We start from the raw sequence: 16,441 nt of genomic DNA, 5'->3' as shown, positions 1-16,441 counted from the left end.
ACAGTAGTTCTGTTAATGAGGAGTGTGATAGGAAATGTGTGGTATTACAGGCTGGATTAATTTTGATAAATCACTTAAGAACGAGGCGGGTACACTTACCAAAATGACCAATACACTGGCAAAAAGAGGACCTGATGAGACCAACATCTGGTCTGAGACACATGTCGCTTTTGGCCATAAGAGACTTATTGTTGTCGACCCTGAAGGGGGAAGGCAGCCAATGTCCAAACAAAAAGACGGCTTCGATTACACCATTTGCTACAATGGGGAATTATATAATACAGAAGATATCCGCAAAGTTCTCCATACTAAAGGATATTCATTTAAAGGTCATTCTGATACAGAAGTTCTATTATCTGCCTATATAGAATGGGCGGAAGAGTGTGTAAATTACTTAAATGGGATTTATGCATTTGCCATTTGGGATAATAAGAAGGAACAGCTCTTTATTGGTCGTGACCGCTTAGGGGTTAAACCATTATTTTTCAGAGAACACAAGAAGGGGCTTATATTTGCTTCTGAAACCAAGGCTATTTTAGCCCATCCAGAAGTGAAAACAGAGATTGATCAAGAGGGGCTTGCTGAGATCTTTGGAATCGGCCCTTCCAGGTCACCGGGTTCTGGTGTTTTTAAAGGGATTAAAGAACTAAGACCAGCCCATGCATTAACATTTTCAAAAAATGGTTTAAAAATTTGGAGATATTGGAATGTAAAAAGTGGTGAACACAAGGATAATGTGGAAGAAACAGCAGAAAAGGTCCGTTATTTAGTCACCGATGCGGTAACAAGGCAGCTTGTTTCCGATGTTCCTCTAAGTACCTTTTTATCTGGCGGACTAGATTCTAGCATCATCACGGCCATTGCCGCAAAAGGATTCAAGGACCAAAATAAGGGGCAGTTACACACTTATTCAATCGATTATGAAGGTAATGACAAATTCTTTTCTTCAAATGAATTCCAGCCGGATGCTGATGGGAAATTTATTCAAATGATAACGGATAAATTTAATACAAAGCACCATAACAAAATTATTACTCAAAGGCAATTGGTCAATGATTTGGTGGAAGCTACACATGTTAGAGATCTTCCAGGGATGGCAGATGTGGATTCATCGTTACTGTGGTTTTGTAAGGAAATTAAACAGGATTTTGTTGTCAGCCTTTCAGGGGAATGTGCTGATGAAATTTTCGGAGGGTATCCTTGGTTCCATCGAAAACAAGACTTAGAACGTCCAGGATTTCCGTGGATGAGATCTGTATCAGAAAGACAAGGTTTGTTGAAATCGCATTGGCAGGAAAAATTAAAATTAAATGACTATGTCATGGAAAAGTATTATCAAGCGGTTGCCGAAACCCCGAGGCTAGAGGGTGAAAGCGGGGAAGATTCTAAACGCAGAGAATTATTTTATATTAATATGATTAATTTTATGACAACATTACTTGATCGGAAAGACCGAATGAGCATGGGCGCAAGCCTGGAAGTCAGAGTTCCCTTTGCTGATCACCGTCTTGTCGAATATGTATGGAATATCCCATGGGATATGAAAATGTATCGAGGCAGGGAAAAAGGGATTCTTAGAAAAGCCTTTGAAGGTATATTACCAGAGGAAGTATTGTACCGGAAAAAAAGCCCTTATCCAAAAACACATAATCCTGCCTATACCATTGCCGTTCAAAAACTGGTGGAAAATATATTACAAGATAAATCCTCAGCATTGCATGAATTTTTTAATAAAGAACAGCTTGAGAGTATCGTCAAGTCTGGTGGAAATTCATTTCAAGAACCTTGGTTCGGGCAATTGATGACAGGACCACAGTTATTGGCATATCTTGTGCAGCTCCATACATGGTTTAAGGATTACAATATTAACATAGTAAATTAAAAATGAATTTCCGATAAAACGAAGAATTAAAATTTGGAATAAGGACTTGATTAGATTAAAATGGTGTAGGGAAGAGGATATCCTCTTCTTTTTTTTTAGAGGAGGATATAACTTTATGAAAAAAATTACTTTTATTTTAATGCTATTATTACTAAATTCATCATTTCCTGCAAATGCTGCTGTTGAAAAGGGTGAACGTTTGTGGCAGGATGAATCCGTTTATTCTATCATGGTAGATCGTTTTAACGACGGGGATAGAAAAAATGACATCGATGTTAATGCCAAAGACCCATTAGCATATAACGGCGGTGATATCCAAGGTATTATTGATAAATTGGATTACATCCATGATATGGGATTTACTTCGATTCGACTAACTCCGATAGTTGACAATGCAAAGAATGGCTACCATGGTTCTTGGGTGAATGATTTTTACAAAGTAGACGAGCATTTTGGCACAATTAAGACTTTCCAAACGCTTGTAAAAGAAGCGCATAAGCGAAAGATGAAGGTTATCATGGATTTTGTGACGAATAATGTAGCTGCGGACCATCCATGGTTAAGTGATACTAATAAGCAGGACTGGTTTCATGAAAAAAAGGATACCCTTGCTGGAAATGAAAATCAGAAGGAGCTTGAAATGGGCTGGTCGGAGGGCTTGCCTGACCTTAATCAGGACAACCCTGAAGTAAAAAAATACTTAATTAATGCAGCAAAATGGTGGATTAATAAAACAGATATTGATGGGCTTAGTCTACCAGAAGTAAATTATGTTCCAGTAAGCTTTTGGACAGATTTTTCAACTGAAGTTAAGAAAGAAAACAAGGATTTCTTTCTGTTGGGAGTCATGTCGAAAAATACTTCAACTAATCTGAAAGAGTATGAAAGTGCCGGAATAGATAGTGTAGTTGATTACTCGTATAGCGAAAAGTTAAGAAAAACGTTTGCAGGTACGGATCAATCTTTCAGCACACTTTATTCGGGTGCTGATAATGGTCTGAACTCCTTATTAAGGGCAAATTTTATGGATAATGAATATACGTCAAGATTTACGAGTGACATTGTGGCAAAGAAACAATTCCCTGGCTCACGCTGGAAAACAGCATTGGTTTATCTTTACACGACCCCTGGAATCCCCTTCTTTTATTATGGAAGTGAAATTGCTTTAAATGGGGGAGAAATCCCGGATAACCGTGGGCAAATGAGCTTTCGAGCGGAAAAGGACCTGATTGATTATATTACCAAGGTGAGTGAATTAAGAAATCAGCTTCCATCGCTAACAAGAGGGACAATGGAAATGCTCTATGATCAAAAGGGAATGGCAGTTTATAAACGAGTTTATAAAGGTGAAACGTCAATAATTGCAATCAATAATTCGAGTAAATCCCAAAGTGTTACGTTAACAAATAGTCAAATTGAAGGTGGAAAAGAGCTGCGGGGCCTGTTGGCAGGAGATAAAGTTAAAAGTGAAGATAATAAATACATGATCATCCTTGATCGGGATAATTCAGAGGTATATGTTTTAGCTGAGAAAAGTGGCATCAAATTCTCATTAATTGCTAGCGTAGCCGTTGTATACCTGTTGTGTTTCTTATTTCTTTATAAAATAAGGAAACGAAAAAGATAAAATGTCGGGGAAATCCCCGACATTTTTTTAACTATTGATAATTTCTCCGCCATTTACATGAATCATTTGCCCACTAACATAGGAGGAGTCATCTGAAGCCAGGAAAACATAGCTTGCGGCCAATTCAAATGGTTGTCCTGCTCTCCCCATTGGGGTAGTTGATCCGAAAGTTGCAACCTGGTCTGCAGGGAAAGTCGATGGAATGAGTGGTGTCCAAATGGGACCTGGAGCCACACCATTAACACGAATCCCTTGAGGTGCAAGAGACATCGCTAAAGAGCGGGTAAAGGAAACAACCGCACCTTTTGTAGCTGAATAGTCCAATAATTGTTCATTCCCCTTGTAAGCAGTAATCGAGGCAGTATTAATGATGGATGCCCCTTGTTTTAAAAAAGGCAGAACCATTTTAGTCATATAAAAAAAGGAGAAAATATTCGTTCGGAACGTTTTTTCCAATTGATCCGAAGTAATAGACAATAAGCTTTTTTGCGGATGTTGTTCCGCTGCATTGTTGACGAGTATATCTAATCGGCCAAACTCAGAATGAATCTTATTGACAGTCTCCTTACAAAAATCTTCATTGCCAATGTCACCCGAATAAAGAAGACATCTTCGACCCTCGGCTTCAATCATTTGTTTAGTTTCTTCTGCATCTTGATGCTCTTCTAAATAGACAATAGCAATATCTGCCCCTTCTTTGGCAAAATAAATAGCAACTGATTTTCCTATACCACTGTCGCCACCGGTAATAATCGCTGTTTTACCTGCTAATTTTCCTCCAGGCTTATAATTAGGATCAACTGAAATAGGCCGAGGATCCATTTCACTTTCTATGCCAGGTTGATGGTTCTGATGCTGAGGTGGAAAGATATTCTTTTGTTTATTTTGATTGTTGCTCATTTACTAAAACCTCCAAGTGTTTACTCACAATTAGTTTTAGTTAAATGGGTTAAATTATGAAAAATATAGATAATAAAAAGCGAAAGGATTTTAAATCCTTCCGCCGTTTTGTTCTTAACGATAATTAATAAACTGGACATCTACAGTTAGGTCAGCCTCGCGCACGAGGGAGATTATTTTTTGTAAATCATCGCGGTTTTTACCGCTAACACGAACTTGGTCGTCCTGTACCTGACTTTTTACCTTGACGCCACTATTTTTAATAATTGTATTGATTTTTTTGGCATTTTCTTTATCAATACCTTGAACAAGCTTGGCTCTTTGGCGAACAGTTCCGCCTGATGCTTTTTCGACTTTCCCATAGTCAAGATTTCTAACGGGAACGCTTCGTTTCATCAATTTGCTAAATAAAACATCTTTAAGCTGGTCCATTTTATATTCATCATCTGAAATAAGAACAAGCTCTTCTTTTTCTTTATCAAGTGAGACTTCACTTTTACTGCCTTTAAAATCATAGCGAGTGCCAATTTCCTTCATGGTTTGGGCAATCGCATTTGAAACTTCAGATAAGTCTACTTGAGATACAATATCAAATGAGCTATCTTTTGACATAACAAAACCTCCATTTTATAACAAAATGTGAAACTCAGCCTGCTAAAGTTTCCCTTTATGGGTACATTATAGTAAAATATAGCAGTTGTAACAACCGCTTAGGAAAATTCTCCGAAAAAGAAAGAAGGAGTTATATATGTCTTTAAATGAACTTATTGGTCAAACAACCACATTAACAGTCGCCCGTAAAGCATCCTTTGGCTATTTTTTAACAGACGGTAATGAAGATGTTTTGCTGCATATAAATCAAGCCAATCAAGAATTAGAAGAAGAAGATCAGGTTGAAGTGTTTCTTTATGTTGATTCAGAAGGTCGAATCTCTGCATCAACCATTATTCCTGAGGTTGCGATTGGACGATATGCTTGGGTTAAAGTAACGGACATAAATCCAAGAATTGGCGTCTTTATCAATATAGGACTTCCAAAGGATATTTTGTTAGGAATCGATGATTTGCCTGTGCATAAGTCAGTATGGCCAATGCCAGGAGATTTAGTATACATAACTTTAAAGCTAAGCAGCAATTACCTTCTTTACGCGAAGCTTGCCAGTGACCAAGTAATTGAATCTATTTCCGTAAAAGCAACAAGAGAAAATTTTAATAAAAATGTGCAGGGACATATTTATCGTACAGCTAAAGTAGGCAGCTGGATCTTTACAATAGAAGGGTTCAAAGGTTTCATTCATGAATCACAAAGACCAGAAGAGCCCCGTATAGGTGAAAAGGTTGAGGGAAGGATTATTGACGTTAAGGAAGACGGAACAATTAATGTTTCATTACTAGCAAGGAAAGAGGAATCGCAGGATCTAGATGCGGAACGGATATATGAATATCTAATGAGCAGAAATGGAGCCATGCCCTATAACGATAAAAGCATGCCTGAAGATATTAAAGATCGCTTTGATTTGAGCAAAGGTGCCTTCAAGCGGGCCCTTGGAAAGCTTATGAAAGAGGGCAGGGTATACCAAGAGGGCAACTGGACATATGTAAAGAAAGATTAATGTGTTTTTACATACTCTTTTCAAATTGACAGAAACTAAAATGAATCTATTTGAAAGGGGTAAGGATATGCCACACACATCAGACAACGATAAAAAAGCAAAAGACAACAATGCCCTTCGCCATGAAAAGAATATGATGCGCGAAAAAAATCGTCAAGCTGGAAAAAATCAATACTCCAAGCAGACAGACCATAAATAGAGTAATGGAAATGAGTGAGGTGCGCACCTCACTCATTTTTTTATTATTAAGAAGGCATTTGATTTAAGAAGAAAATGGCGATTGTTCCTGCACCTGTATGTGACCCAACGGCAGAACCAATGGAAGAAATGAATACCTCTTTCGGATGGAATTCTTCTTCAATCAGTGCTTTCATTTCTAATGTGGTTTCTTCACAATCAGCTTGGCTAATCCCAATCACTTGGTCTTCCATATTTGCCCCGCGTTCCTTCATGATTTCGATGATACGGCGCATTACTTTTTTCTTCCCACGTATTTTTTCAATTGGAACAAGTTTTCCGGCTTCTACATTTAAGATGGGCTTAATGTTCAATAATCCACCGAGGAAGGCAGATGCTTTTGATACTCGGCCACCCTTTGCTAAATAATCTAAATCTTCAACAGTAAAAAGATGTTCCATGTGTTGGCTTCTAAAAACAACTTCTTCTAAGATTGTTTCTTTACCGACACCTTTCATGGCGAGTGATGCTGCTTCTTTAACTACAAGACCAGATCCAAGCGATGCACATTTTGTATCGACAATTGTTAATTTAAAATTTGGATATTTTTCCTTCACTTGGTCAAGAATCATAACAGCGGTTGAATATGTACCAGATAATTCTGAAGAAAAAGCTATGTATATCCCATCTTCATCTTTTTCTGCCATTTCGGTAAATACTTCCTCAAACAGAAGTGGGGAGACTTGAGATGTTTTTGGAACAACACCATTACGGATTGCCTCATAGACGGTGTTTGGATCAATTGATTTTACATCTTCAAATTCTTTGCCATTAATCTCGACTTTTAAAGGAAATAAAGTAACATGATTCTCTTCATAAAAACTTTTTGGTAAATCGCATGCGCTATCAGCTAGTATTCTTACCTGCATGAAGCTCACCTGCTTTCAGGCTAATTTATAGTTTCAGTTTATCGGTTTCACCATAAAAATACAATTAGCAATCACCACAAAAGTATTAATGGATTGACAATCACATATAAAGGGGGAAATTGAAATGATATGGCTCCAGGCGCAAAAAATGGTAGTGGTGGCAGCGGGTTCATTGTTAGTTGCGTTAGCGATGAATTTATTTTTAATACCGGCAAATATTTATTCAAGTGGATTTACTGGAATAGCACAACTACTTTCAAAGGTGTTAAGTGACTATACTCCTATCCATGTTTCACTAGGGTTATTATTATTATTGCTGAATATTCCTGTGGCCATTTTAGGCTGGAAAAAGGTAGGGAAATCCTTTACCGTCTATAGCTTTATAAGTGTTGCCCTGTCCTCGTTGTTTTTAATACTAATTCCTATTAAACAAGTTTCGAATGATATCCTTCTAAATGCTGTTTTTGGTGGTGTCATCCAAGCTGTTGGCGTCGGGATTACGTTAAAATGGGGGGCTTCAACAGGCGGAGTGGATATCATTGCAATGGTTTTATCGAGAATGAAAGACAAGCCGATCGGACCCTATATGTTGGTTATAAATGGGGTGATTATTATAACAGCTGGATTTTTGTATGGCTGGGAGAAAGCCCTTTATACACTTGTCACTTTATATACTTCGACAAGAGTGATTGACGCCATTCATACTAGACATGCAAAACTCACTGCAATAATTATTACCAAAAAGGCTGATGTAATGAAAAAAGCAATACAAGAAAAACTTGTAAGAGGAATCACGATTCTACCAGCAAAAGGTGCGTTCTCAAACGAAGCAAGAGAAATGTTGATGGTTGTTATTACCCGCTATGAGCTCTTTGATTTGGAAAGGATCCTTAAGGAAGTGGATCCCAATGCCTTTACAAATATTATTCAAACAACCAATATCTATGGATTTTTTCGTAAGGAATAAAAAGAAAAGCGGAAGCGCCTTGTTCAGGGGCGACAGGCATAAGAAGCCGGCTTGAAGGTTACTTTTTAACCTTCAGGACGGATTGGCTTATGACCCCGAGCCCCTAGGCGCTGTAGCTAGACAAAAAGAAAAGCGGAAGCGCCCGTAGGTGCCTCCGCTTTTCTTTTTAAGTCATCTGTTCAAGCTCTTGTTGCATTTGTTGGAGCTGTGCTTGCTCTGCTACAGTCGAATTTGCATAAGCAGAACTTAATGCATTTTTAGCTTTCGCGACAGCAGAATCAAGATCAGCTGGGTCGGCAGACTTCGCCATCTCAACAAATCTTCGTGCTTCTTGGAACAATTGGTTTCCCATGTTATATTCCTCCAAGCGAGGATTCTTGCACATTGGACATCTTCTGAGCTTCCGCTTCAGCGTAAGTCATGTGATAAGGAATACGTTCAGCATGCTTACTGACCGTATCCACTCCTTGCTGAACAAAGCGTTTTGATTTGTTTCGTTTACCCATTCGAATCCCTCCAATATGCTCATAGCTCATATTGAAACAGCAACGCTGCCTCAAAAAATAGTATGTACCAAAAGGGGGAGGTTCATTTAGGTAAACAATGGTGAAATGAGTGTTAATATTTTATATTTAACAAATCCGCCAAATATTGAGCAACACCATCTTCTTCGTTACTTAAAGTGACGTCATTAGCAATATTTTTCACACTGTCGATTCCATTTCCCATGGCAATTCCATGACCAGCATATTCAAGCATTTCAAGGTCGTTGTCTTCATCGCCAAACGCAATAATTCTATCAGCGGGAATACCATAATAATCAGAAGCCTTTTTTAACCCCACGGCCTTACTTAAGCCAACCTTTATAATTTCAACCACATGCCATGGAGCGGCCCAACTGCGATGATCGATAACTTCTGCATGGACAGCCGATAAGTGTTCGCGAATTATCTTTAATTGATCCTCCTCCGTATGAATTAACAAACTCGTGGGTGAATCATTTAAATAATTTGCCAGATCGCCCGTAGTGATTTTTGGATTGCCAAAGTTGAAAATATCTAACAGCTTTTCATCGTGGTAATGGAAGTAAACATCATCGATCACTTCGGCAATTATATTATGGAAGTGGAAACTTCTGCACGCTTCCACAATATCTTTTGCAACCTTTATATCAAGAGGTTCATGATAAAATCCCCAGTCAGGTTTTCGAGGGTGATGCATAAATGCTCCATTGAAATTGACAATCGGAGTGTCCAAATCCAATTCCCGATAGTACATCTCGCTGGAACGATAAGGCCTTCCTGTTGCAATCATAACGATATGACCTTGTTCTCTTGCTTTTTTAATAATTCCGTGTGTTTTTAATGATATCGTTTTATCATCTTTTAATAATGTCCCATCTAAATCTAATGCAATTAGGTGTCTATCTGTCATAATAACTCCTTCTAATTATAATTTTCATCGCTAATAAAGTGCGTCGCTTTAGGAAAAAATTTATATACATGTTACACTGCAATTATGAATTTAATACTTAGTGGAATTATTAATTCCTATATTTACTATGTTAACAATTTTATATCTAAACTGTAAAAAAATTCACACCAAATGATATAAAAAAACTATATACTTTTTTTAACTAAGTCTCAATCTTGGCATGCTTGATAATTTGCTATAATAGAGTGGGACAAAGATAATGAAGGAGTGGATCAAACATGAATGAAGAACTAAAAGAAAATATCATGGGTGCCTTAGAACTAGTAATCGACCCTGAACTAGGAGTAGATATTGTTAATTTAGGATTAGTATATAATGCTGAAATGGATGAAGAAGGAAACGTAACGATTACAATGACGTTAACTTCAATGGGCTGCCCACTTGCTGGAACAATTGTTGACCAGGTTAAACGGGCATTGGCCGACATTCCGGAAATCAAAGAAGTAGAAGTAAATATTGTTTTTAATCCTCCATGGAATAAAGAAATGATGTCACGTTATGCGAAAATCGCATTAGGAATTCGCTAAGCTTAATTAGAGGCTTTTGAACTCTCAGTAAAATAAGCGTATTTTTTAGAAACAGCAGATTTTCTGCTGTTTTTTTTATTTCAAAATAAGAAAGGTGAAAAATTTGAACTTAGATAACTGTCTAGCTCCAGCGCCCAGCGGCTAGTGTACTTCGCCCTTTTCCCTACGAAAAGTCAACATCGGATCGCTAACGCTCTACGTGTTTCCTTTATCTTAGTCAAAGTGCTCCAGTCCATACGCCGCTAACCGGGCGCTTGCGCTTTTCTTATTCTTCACGATTCAGACATATCTAGCTTACAGAATGTGAGATAGTTCACTTTTTTCAAATATAAACACCTTTATAATAAAGATTAATAAGGCTGTTGGATTTGAATAGCCGTTATTAGGAGGCGTTTCATATGGCTATTAGCCGAGATTTTAATAAAGACCCTTTTATCGTGATTTGGGAACTCACTAGAGCTTGTCAATTAAAGTGTCTGCACTGCCGTGCCGATGCACAGTATAAAAGGGATCCACGTGAACTATCTTTTGAAGAAGGAAAAAATCTAATTGATCAAATATATGAAATGAACAATCCGATGCTTGTTTTTACTGGCGGAGACCCGCTGATGAGAGAAGATGTTTTTGATATTGCGAAATATGCAGTTGAAAAAGGCGTTCGGGTATCAATGACCCCAAGTGCGACACCAAATGTAACAAAAGAAGCAATTGAAAAAGCAAAAGAAGTAGGTCTTGCTCGCTGGGCATTTAGTATTGATGGTCCTAGGGCTGAGATTCATGACCATTTTAGAGGAACAGCTGGATCATTTGACCTTACCATGGAAAAAATAAAATATTTGCATGAAGTTGGATTACCCATTCAGATTAATACGGTGATTTCCCGTTACAATATTGACTACCTTGATGAAATGGCAAAAATGGTTGAAGACTTAGAATGTGTGTTATGGAGTGTCTTTTTCCTAGTGCCAACAGGAAGAGGTCAACAATCAGATATGATTTCTCCAGTTCAACATGAAAAAGTATTCAGATGGCTATATGATTTAAGTAAGCGCGTGTCTTTTGATATCAAAACAACAGAAGCAATGCACTACAGACGTGTTGTGATTCAACAAAAAATGCGCGAAGCGAAAGAAACAACAGATGAGATTGAGTATTTAAGCGCATTAACAGAAAAGGGATTAACAGGCTCTATCGATGGTTTAGGGCGAGCACTAAAAGGTGTTAATGATGGTAATGGTTTTGTATTCATCTCTCATACGGGGGATGTATATCCAAGCGGACTATTACCCGTTAAAGCTGGTAATATCCGGGAAACTCCATTAGCGGAAATTTATCGTGAATCACCAATATTCCAATCGCTAAGAAACCCAGATCTTTTTAAAGGGAAATGTGGTGTCTGTGAATTCCGTCATGTTTGCGGAGGATCAAGGTCTAGAGCGTATGCGATGACTGGAGATTATCTAGAAAGCGAGCCATTCTGCGTTTATATTCCTAAATCATTAAGAGAAAAGCAAGTACAGTAAATTAAAACGATAAAACAAGGTTGCCTCAATAGTGAGACAGCCTTGCGTATATAGATAACTACAAATAAGTAAAGGCCAGCCTATTCGATACTGCAATAAACGGCAGAACAATTTTCACAGTCGATTTCATTTTTTAAGTATTGTAAATCCAATATAGAGATCTTTCCTTTTTTAACTGAAATGATTTTATCTTTCTTTAGTTCACTAAGTATACGGTTTGTACTCTCACGTGAAGTACCGCAGAAGTTGGCAAGTTCTTGGTTGGTTAACGGCAGATCTATTAAGATCTCATTATCTTTTTGAATACCATAACTATTCGACATACGGATAAGTGTTGAGAATAGCGCACCTCGTTTTCCATTTAACAACCATCTATTTTCCATCGTGATCAATGTTTAGTTTGTTAGTACCATTTTATCTCATGAGGAACCAATAAGAAGAAGTAAACAATGACAATATAGTGAAAACTCATATGAAATTAATCATGTTTATTTATTTTCTATTTGAATTTTAGGTTAAATGAATAAAATCTGTAGAGGAAAATTTTTACCAAAACAGTTATTTATAGATTGTAAAACTTCTGCTAAGATAAGAATTGTATTAAAAAGTATTGTTATAGTGAATAAAGTAACAGTTTTTTTATCTAAAGACTGGTACACTGAATATCATTAGGTTCCTTAAAATAATGGAGTTGATATGGAATGGAAAAAACCATTATTAAAGATAAATTAAATAGACCATTGCATGACTTAAGAATTTCTGTGATTGATCGATGTAATTTCCGTTGCCAATACTGTATGCCAGCTGACCAATTTGGTCCTGATTTTGAGTTTCTTCCTAAAAGTGCCTTGCTATCCTATGAAGAGATCGAACGCCTAGCGAAAATATTTGTTAGTTTGGGTGTGGAAAAAATCCGCCTAACAGGAGGAGAACCTCTTCTTCGTAGAGATATGCCCATTCTTGTTAAGAAGCTGTCAGCTATTGAGGGCTTACTTGATATCGGATTAACGACGAATGGTGTGCTTCTACCGAAATTTGCCAAAGATTTAAAGGAAGCAGGACTCAAAAGAGTAAATGTAAGCCTTGATACCTTAAACGATGAATTGTTTGGCAAAATTAACGGGCGTGGGGTTGGAACTGGGCCAGTTTTGGAAGGCATTGAAGCAGCGAAACAAGCAGGTCTTGGGGTCAAAATTAATATGGTTGTCAAAAAAGGTTTGAATGATACTGAAATTATTCCAATGGCAGAGTACTGCAAAGAGAACGGTCTGGAGCTTCGCTATATAGAATTCATGGATGTTGGCTCCACGAACGGCTGGAAAATGGATGATGTTATTACTAAAAAACAGATATATTATTTGTTAAAAGAACAATTTGATCTTGAACCCGTTGACCCAGCCTATTACGGAGAAGTGGCAAAGGTGTACCGCTATAAAGATAAAGATGTGAATGTAGGATTTATCACATCTGTTTCGGAATCATTTTGTTCAAGTTGCACTCGTTCTCGACTTTCAGCGAATGGTCAGATTTTTACTTGTTTATTTAATGGGAATGGGCATGATATCCGTAATTTTATGAGAAACGGTGCCTCTGATGAAGAAATCCGTGAGCGGGTGAGCGCCATTTGGAATGGACGAGATGACAGATATTCAGACGAACGAACAGACGAAACGCACAAAAACCGTAAAAAAATAGAAATGTCCTATATTGGTGGTTAAACTCTCTTCCAGGAAGAGAGTTTTTTTGTACAAAAAAACAGCCCGCTTTAAGAAAAGCGGACTGTTGATTTTATAAAAGATACCTAGGAAATAGGATGTTGTTTTCAAGATGCACATGCATAAAGGTTAATCCTTCTAACGCTTCCAAGCGTGCATATACTAATCGGTACGTACCGCATGCATCCAGAGGTAGAGTGTAGTCAGAAGTTACTGCACGGATCTCTCTTAAAATTTCACCGGCATGGTCATGTTCTTTTTCTAATTCAACAATCATTGCAATTGCTTCTTCACGATTCTCCACGGTTCCATCCGCAAGCTGCTTAATTAATGGGAATACAACAGCTTCCTCTTTCGCCATATGCTCCATCAATTCTTTTTTGAATTCAAAGAAGAGTTCGTAAACCTTTAGTAACTCTGGATGATTATCTCCATGGACACGTGAAACCTTCGTTACATAGGGACTTAGCATAGTTAGTTCCTCTTCAGATACACGATGGTAGTTGGAAATGACATGATCAATAATTGTAGTTGAATCAGAATTAGTCCAAACCTCAACATCTTTCTCGGTGTTTTCGTATTTTTCAAATACCTCTTTTAAGTCATCTAACAATGTATCCAGGTTAAGCTTATTTTGAGCAACTGCTTCTGTTAACGGAATATTACCACCGCAGCAAAAATCGATTCGGTTCTTTTTGAAAACATCACTCGTTTTAGGTAATTCGTTAACAATATCTTTAACTAATGAATTGGCTGTAATTGTAAAACTCATCTTTAATTTCCTCCCAAAGTCCAAGATTAAATCTAACCTAAGCATAATGTAAAATAGAAAAAAACTAGGTGACCTGAATCACACATTCCCTATGATCTTATATTTTTTGGCAAGATTCTTTTATTTTGTGACATTTGATATGTTAGTAAGTTTTTAATAAGCTTATAATGTTGATTAGTCGATGACTATTAGTACATATTACAATGGATAGATATTTGTTTAAGGCAGGAGCTGATTATTTTGTTCGAAAGAAGAAGACCGATTCCAATTGGAGAAGCGGTCAAAAGCATAATGGAATATCAATTACTTGGTGTGACCGAAAAAGTTTCGATAAATGAAAGCTTTGGCCGCTTTTTATCGGAGGATTTAATCGCAACTAGCGATGTGCCCCATTTTGACCGTGCACCGTATGATGGCTTTGCTGTCAGGTCAATCGATACACGAGAGGCTTCGCAATCCAATGTAGTTGAATTTGAAGTGGTCGATCACATCGGCGCGGGAATGGTTTCTACTAAAGTAATTGGAGAGCACCAAGCTGTTAGAATTATGACTGGCGCAATGATGCCAGTAGGAACAGATGCTGTCGTTATGTTTGAGGTGGCTAAGGCTTACGAAAAGGATGGAATCCCATATATGTCCATTAAACGCAGCTTTAAAGAGGGGGATAACGTTTCGTTCAGTGGTGAAGATGCCAAGCAGGGTGAAGTTTTGGTGAAAAAAGGTACATTGATAAATCCTGGAATTCAAGCAATGCTTGCTACGTTTGGATATGAACGAGTGTCCGTTGCGAAAAAGCCACGTGTTGGTTTGTTTGCAACAGGGACAGAGCTTTTAGAAGTAAATGAAGCCTTAGTTCCAGGAAAAATTCGTAATAGTAATTCCCATATGATTGCAGCTCAAATTGAAAGAGCGGGAGCCATTGTTCACTATTTTGGAAAGCTTCCTGATGAATTCGACACTTGCTTTGAAGCAGTCCAAAAAGCAATAAATGAAGTAGACTTATTAATTACCACCGGCGGGGTTTCAGTTGGGGATTTTGATTATCTGCCTGCTATCTATGAAAAGCTTGGGGCAGAGGTTTTCTTTAATAAAGTTGCCATGCGCCCTGGAAGTGTGACGACGGTTGCACAGCACAATGGGAAGCTTCTCTTTGGACTCTCGGGTAATCCTTCGGCTTGTTATGTAGGCTTTGAATTGTTTGCCCGCCCAATTATCCGTAGGATGCTTTTTTCAGAAAAACCTCACCTTCGTAAAGAACAAGCTCTTTTAGAAGTCGATTTTCCTAAAGCCAATCCGTTTACAAGGTTTGTCCGAAGTTCTACGTTTATAGATGCGGGAAGACTAAAGGCAAAACCGAGTGGACTTGACAAGTCTAACATTATAATGAGCCTTTCTGGAGCTAATTCGTTGATGATTCTTCCAGGCGGAACTAGAGGCTTTACAGCCGGTTGTGAAGTCGATGTCCTCCTGCTTGAAGACCAGGTTGGCAGTATGTGGCCGTGGTAAAGCCTGTCATCTTTCAGGTGGTTGGTTATCAAAATAGTGGGAAAACCACCATAACATCCAAACTGATCGAAGACTTAGTAAAAAAAGGACTTAAAACAGTTACAATTAAGCATCATGGTCATGGAGGCAGGCTCGCAGCCATGCCGCAGAAAGATACAGAAAAACATTTAAATGCAGGTGCGCTTGCCTCGATTGTTGAAGGAGATGGAAGTTTAATGTTACGGGCTGACAATTTCTATCCATCACTAGAAGATCAGATCGAGTTAATGAAATTCTTTCATCCAGATGTAATATTAATCGAAGGCTATAAGTTAAAGTCCTTCCCGAAGTTACTGCTATTAAGAGATGAAAGTGACCTTTCTTTGTTAGACACCGTAAGTAATGTTTCTGCAATTGTGTATTGGAAAGAAGAAATGCAGAAGCAAATCACATCAAGAATCAATGTGCCCAGCTTTCATATCAACGATGAAGGTGCATTAATCTGGATTGAGCAATTACTTCAGGAGCTTGTTCATAAAATTAATCAAAAAAGTTAATAAAATTGTCAAATCTGTTACTTTTATCACAGCTAGAAATATGGATATACTCTACAATACAAATTAGGGGATATTATGTTTGTTAAAATAGAATTATAGGTCTTTAATGGAAATACAGCAATCACTCATTGGATAACCGACCTAGAGATGATTGAAGTTACCTAGTAGATGATATAGATTTGCTGTACTTCCATTTTAACCTAAACAATTTTGTCACAAAAAGAAGGCGGAGTCCTTCTTTTTTACTGTAATTATGTGATGTGTTTCACTTATT

At 37.7% G+C, this 16,441-nt stretch carries 17 protein-coding genes and 1 pseudogene; 10 read left to right on the top strand and 8 right to left on the bottom strand.

The annotated features are described in order from the left end of the window. The first annotated feature begins 34 nt into the window (after positions 1–34). Together asnB and J7E77_RS06755 are read left to right on the top strand one after the other, a co-directional pair. Positions 35–1,882: an asparagine synthase (glutamine-hydrolyzing) gene (gene asnB / locus J7E77_RS06760; protein ID WP_214713206.1), complete on the top strand. Its 1,848-nt coding sequence runs from the start codon at positions 35–37 to the stop codon at positions 1,880–1,882. Between the two features lie 115 nt (positions 1,883–1,997). Next, entirely contained in the window at positions 1,998–3,509 is a 1,512-nt protein-coding gene (locus J7E77_RS06755) for an alpha-amylase family glycosyl hydrolase (protein WP_214713205.1), read from the top strand. Positions 3,510–3,536: 27 nt separating this feature from the next. On the opposite strand, the gene J7E77_RS06750 is transcribed toward J7E77_RS06755, so the two are convergent. Further along, on the bottom strand, positions 3,537–4,409 hold the full coding sequence (locus J7E77_RS06750; RefSeq protein WP_214713204.1) for an SDR family oxidoreductase: 873 nt from the start codon (positions 4,407–4,409) through the stop codon (positions 3,537–3,539). Between the two features lie 114 nt (positions 4,410–4,523). Then, positions 4,524–5,021, bottom strand: a complete 498-nt coding sequence (locus J7E77_RS06745; RefSeq protein WP_088086042.1) for a YajQ family cyclic di-GMP-binding protein — start codon at positions 5,019–5,021, stop codon at positions 4,524–4,526. A gap of 136 nt (positions 5,022–5,157) precedes the next feature. On the opposite strand from J7E77_RS06745, the gene J7E77_RS06740 reads away from it, so the two are divergent. Continuing rightward, a complete protein-coding gene (locus J7E77_RS06740; RefSeq protein ID WP_214713203.1) occupies positions 5,158–6,021 on the top strand; it encodes a CvfB family protein in 864 nt (287 codons plus the stop codon). A gap of 67 nt (positions 6,022–6,088) precedes the next feature. After that, on the top strand, positions 6,089–6,220 hold the full coding sequence (locus J7E77_RS06735) for a DUF3941 domain-containing protein (RefSeq protein WP_024028473.1): 132 nt from the start codon (positions 6,089–6,091) through the stop codon (positions 6,218–6,220). Positions 6,221–6,266: 46 nt separating this feature from the next. On the opposite strand, the gene J7E77_RS06730 is transcribed toward J7E77_RS06735, so the two are convergent. Then, positions 6,267–7,127 carry a DegV family protein gene (locus J7E77_RS06730; protein WP_214713202.1) on the bottom strand — a complete coding sequence of 287 codons (861 nt, stop codon included), beginning with the start codon at positions 7,125–7,127 and terminating at the stop codon, positions 6,267–6,269. 124 nt (positions 7,128–7,251) lie between these two features. On the opposite strand from J7E77_RS06730, the gene J7E77_RS06725 reads away from it, so the two are divergent. Beyond that, positions 7,252–8,094, top strand: a complete 843-nt coding sequence (locus tag J7E77_RS06725; RefSeq protein ID WP_214713201.1) for a YitT family protein — start codon at positions 7,252–7,254, stop codon at positions 8,092–8,094. Positions 8,095–8,260: 166 nt separating this feature from the next. On the opposite strand, the gene J7E77_RS06720 is transcribed toward J7E77_RS06725, so the two are convergent. The 3 genes from J7E77_RS06720 to J7E77_RS06710 all read right to left on the bottom strand — a co-directional run bounded on the left by J7E77_RS06720 (position 8,261) and on the right by J7E77_RS06710 (position 9,528). Next, positions 8,261–8,446, bottom strand: a complete 186-nt coding sequence (locus J7E77_RS06720; protein ID WP_088086046.1) for a DUF3813 domain-containing protein — start codon at positions 8,444–8,446, stop codon at positions 8,261–8,263. Between the two features lies 1 nt (position 8,447). After that, positions 8,448–8,600, bottom strand: a complete 153-nt coding sequence (locus J7E77_RS06715) for a hypothetical protein (protein ID WP_168242474.1) — start codon at positions 8,598–8,600, stop codon at positions 8,448–8,450. Positions 8,601–8,712: 112 nt separating this feature from the next. After that, the gene (locus J7E77_RS06710) at positions 8,713–9,528 is read right to left on the bottom strand and encodes a Cof-type HAD-IIB family hydrolase (protein WP_251026716.1); all 816 of its coding nucleotides are present in this window, start codon (positions 9,526–9,528) and stop codon (positions 8,713–8,715) included. A gap of 278 nt (positions 9,529–9,806) precedes the next feature. Here J7E77_RS06710 and J7E77_RS06705 point away from each other — a divergent pair, with 278 nt between their 5' ends. Next, entirely contained in the window at positions 9,807–10,115 is a 309-nt protein-coding gene (locus J7E77_RS06705) for a metal-sulfur cluster assembly factor (protein WP_088086048.1), read from the top strand. Positions 10,116–10,513: 398 nt separating this feature from the next. Further along, entirely contained in the window at positions 10,514–11,638 is a 1,125-nt protein-coding gene (locus J7E77_RS06700; RefSeq protein WP_214713200.1) for a TIGR04053 family radical SAM/SPASM domain-containing protein, read from the top strand. 80 nt (positions 11,639–11,718) lie between these two features. Here J7E77_RS06700 and J7E77_RS06695 read toward each other — a convergent pair. Then, positions 11,719–12,006: pseudogene (locus tag J7E77_RS06695) on the bottom strand (helix-turn-helix domain-containing protein); the annotation flags it as partial. A gap of 333 nt (positions 12,007–12,339) precedes the next feature. On the opposite strand from J7E77_RS06695, the gene moaA reads away from it, so the two are divergent. Further along, complete coding sequence (gene moaA, locus J7E77_RS06690) at positions 12,340–13,356, top strand: GTP 3',8-cyclase MoaA (protein WP_214713199.1); 1,017 nt, start codon at positions 12,340–12,342, stop codon at positions 13,354–13,356. 70 nt (positions 13,357–13,426) lie between these two features. Here the strand turns inward: moaA and ric are convergent, their stop codons facing one another. After that, positions 13,427–14,125, bottom strand: coding sequence for an iron-sulfur cluster repair di-iron protein (ric, locus tag J7E77_RS06685; protein WP_214713198.1), 699 nt, complete (start codon positions 14,123–14,125; stop codon positions 13,427–13,429). 240 nt (positions 14,126–14,365) lie between these two features. On the opposite strand from ric, the gene J7E77_RS06680 reads away from it, so the two are divergent. Together J7E77_RS06680 and mobB are read left to right on the top strand one after the other, a co-directional pair. Beyond that, positions 14,366–15,631 carry a molybdopterin molybdotransferase MoeA gene (locus J7E77_RS06680; protein ID WP_214713197.1) on the top strand — a complete coding sequence of 422 codons (1,266 nt, stop codon included), beginning with the start codon at positions 14,366–14,368 and terminating at the stop codon, positions 15,629–15,631. Beyond that, positions 15,619–16,167, top strand: coding sequence for a molybdopterin-guanine dinucleotide biosynthesis protein B (gene mobB, locus J7E77_RS06675; RefSeq protein ID WP_214713196.1), 549 nt, complete (start codon positions 15,619–15,621; stop codon positions 16,165–16,167). Before J7E77_RS06680 ends, mobB begins: the two co-directional genes overlap by 13 nt. Positions 16,168–16,441 lie beyond the last annotated feature (274 nt).

Source organism: Bacillus sp. ISL-77 (genome assembly GCF_018613105.1).
This window is presented reverse-complemented; position numbering and strand designations above follow the sequence as displayed.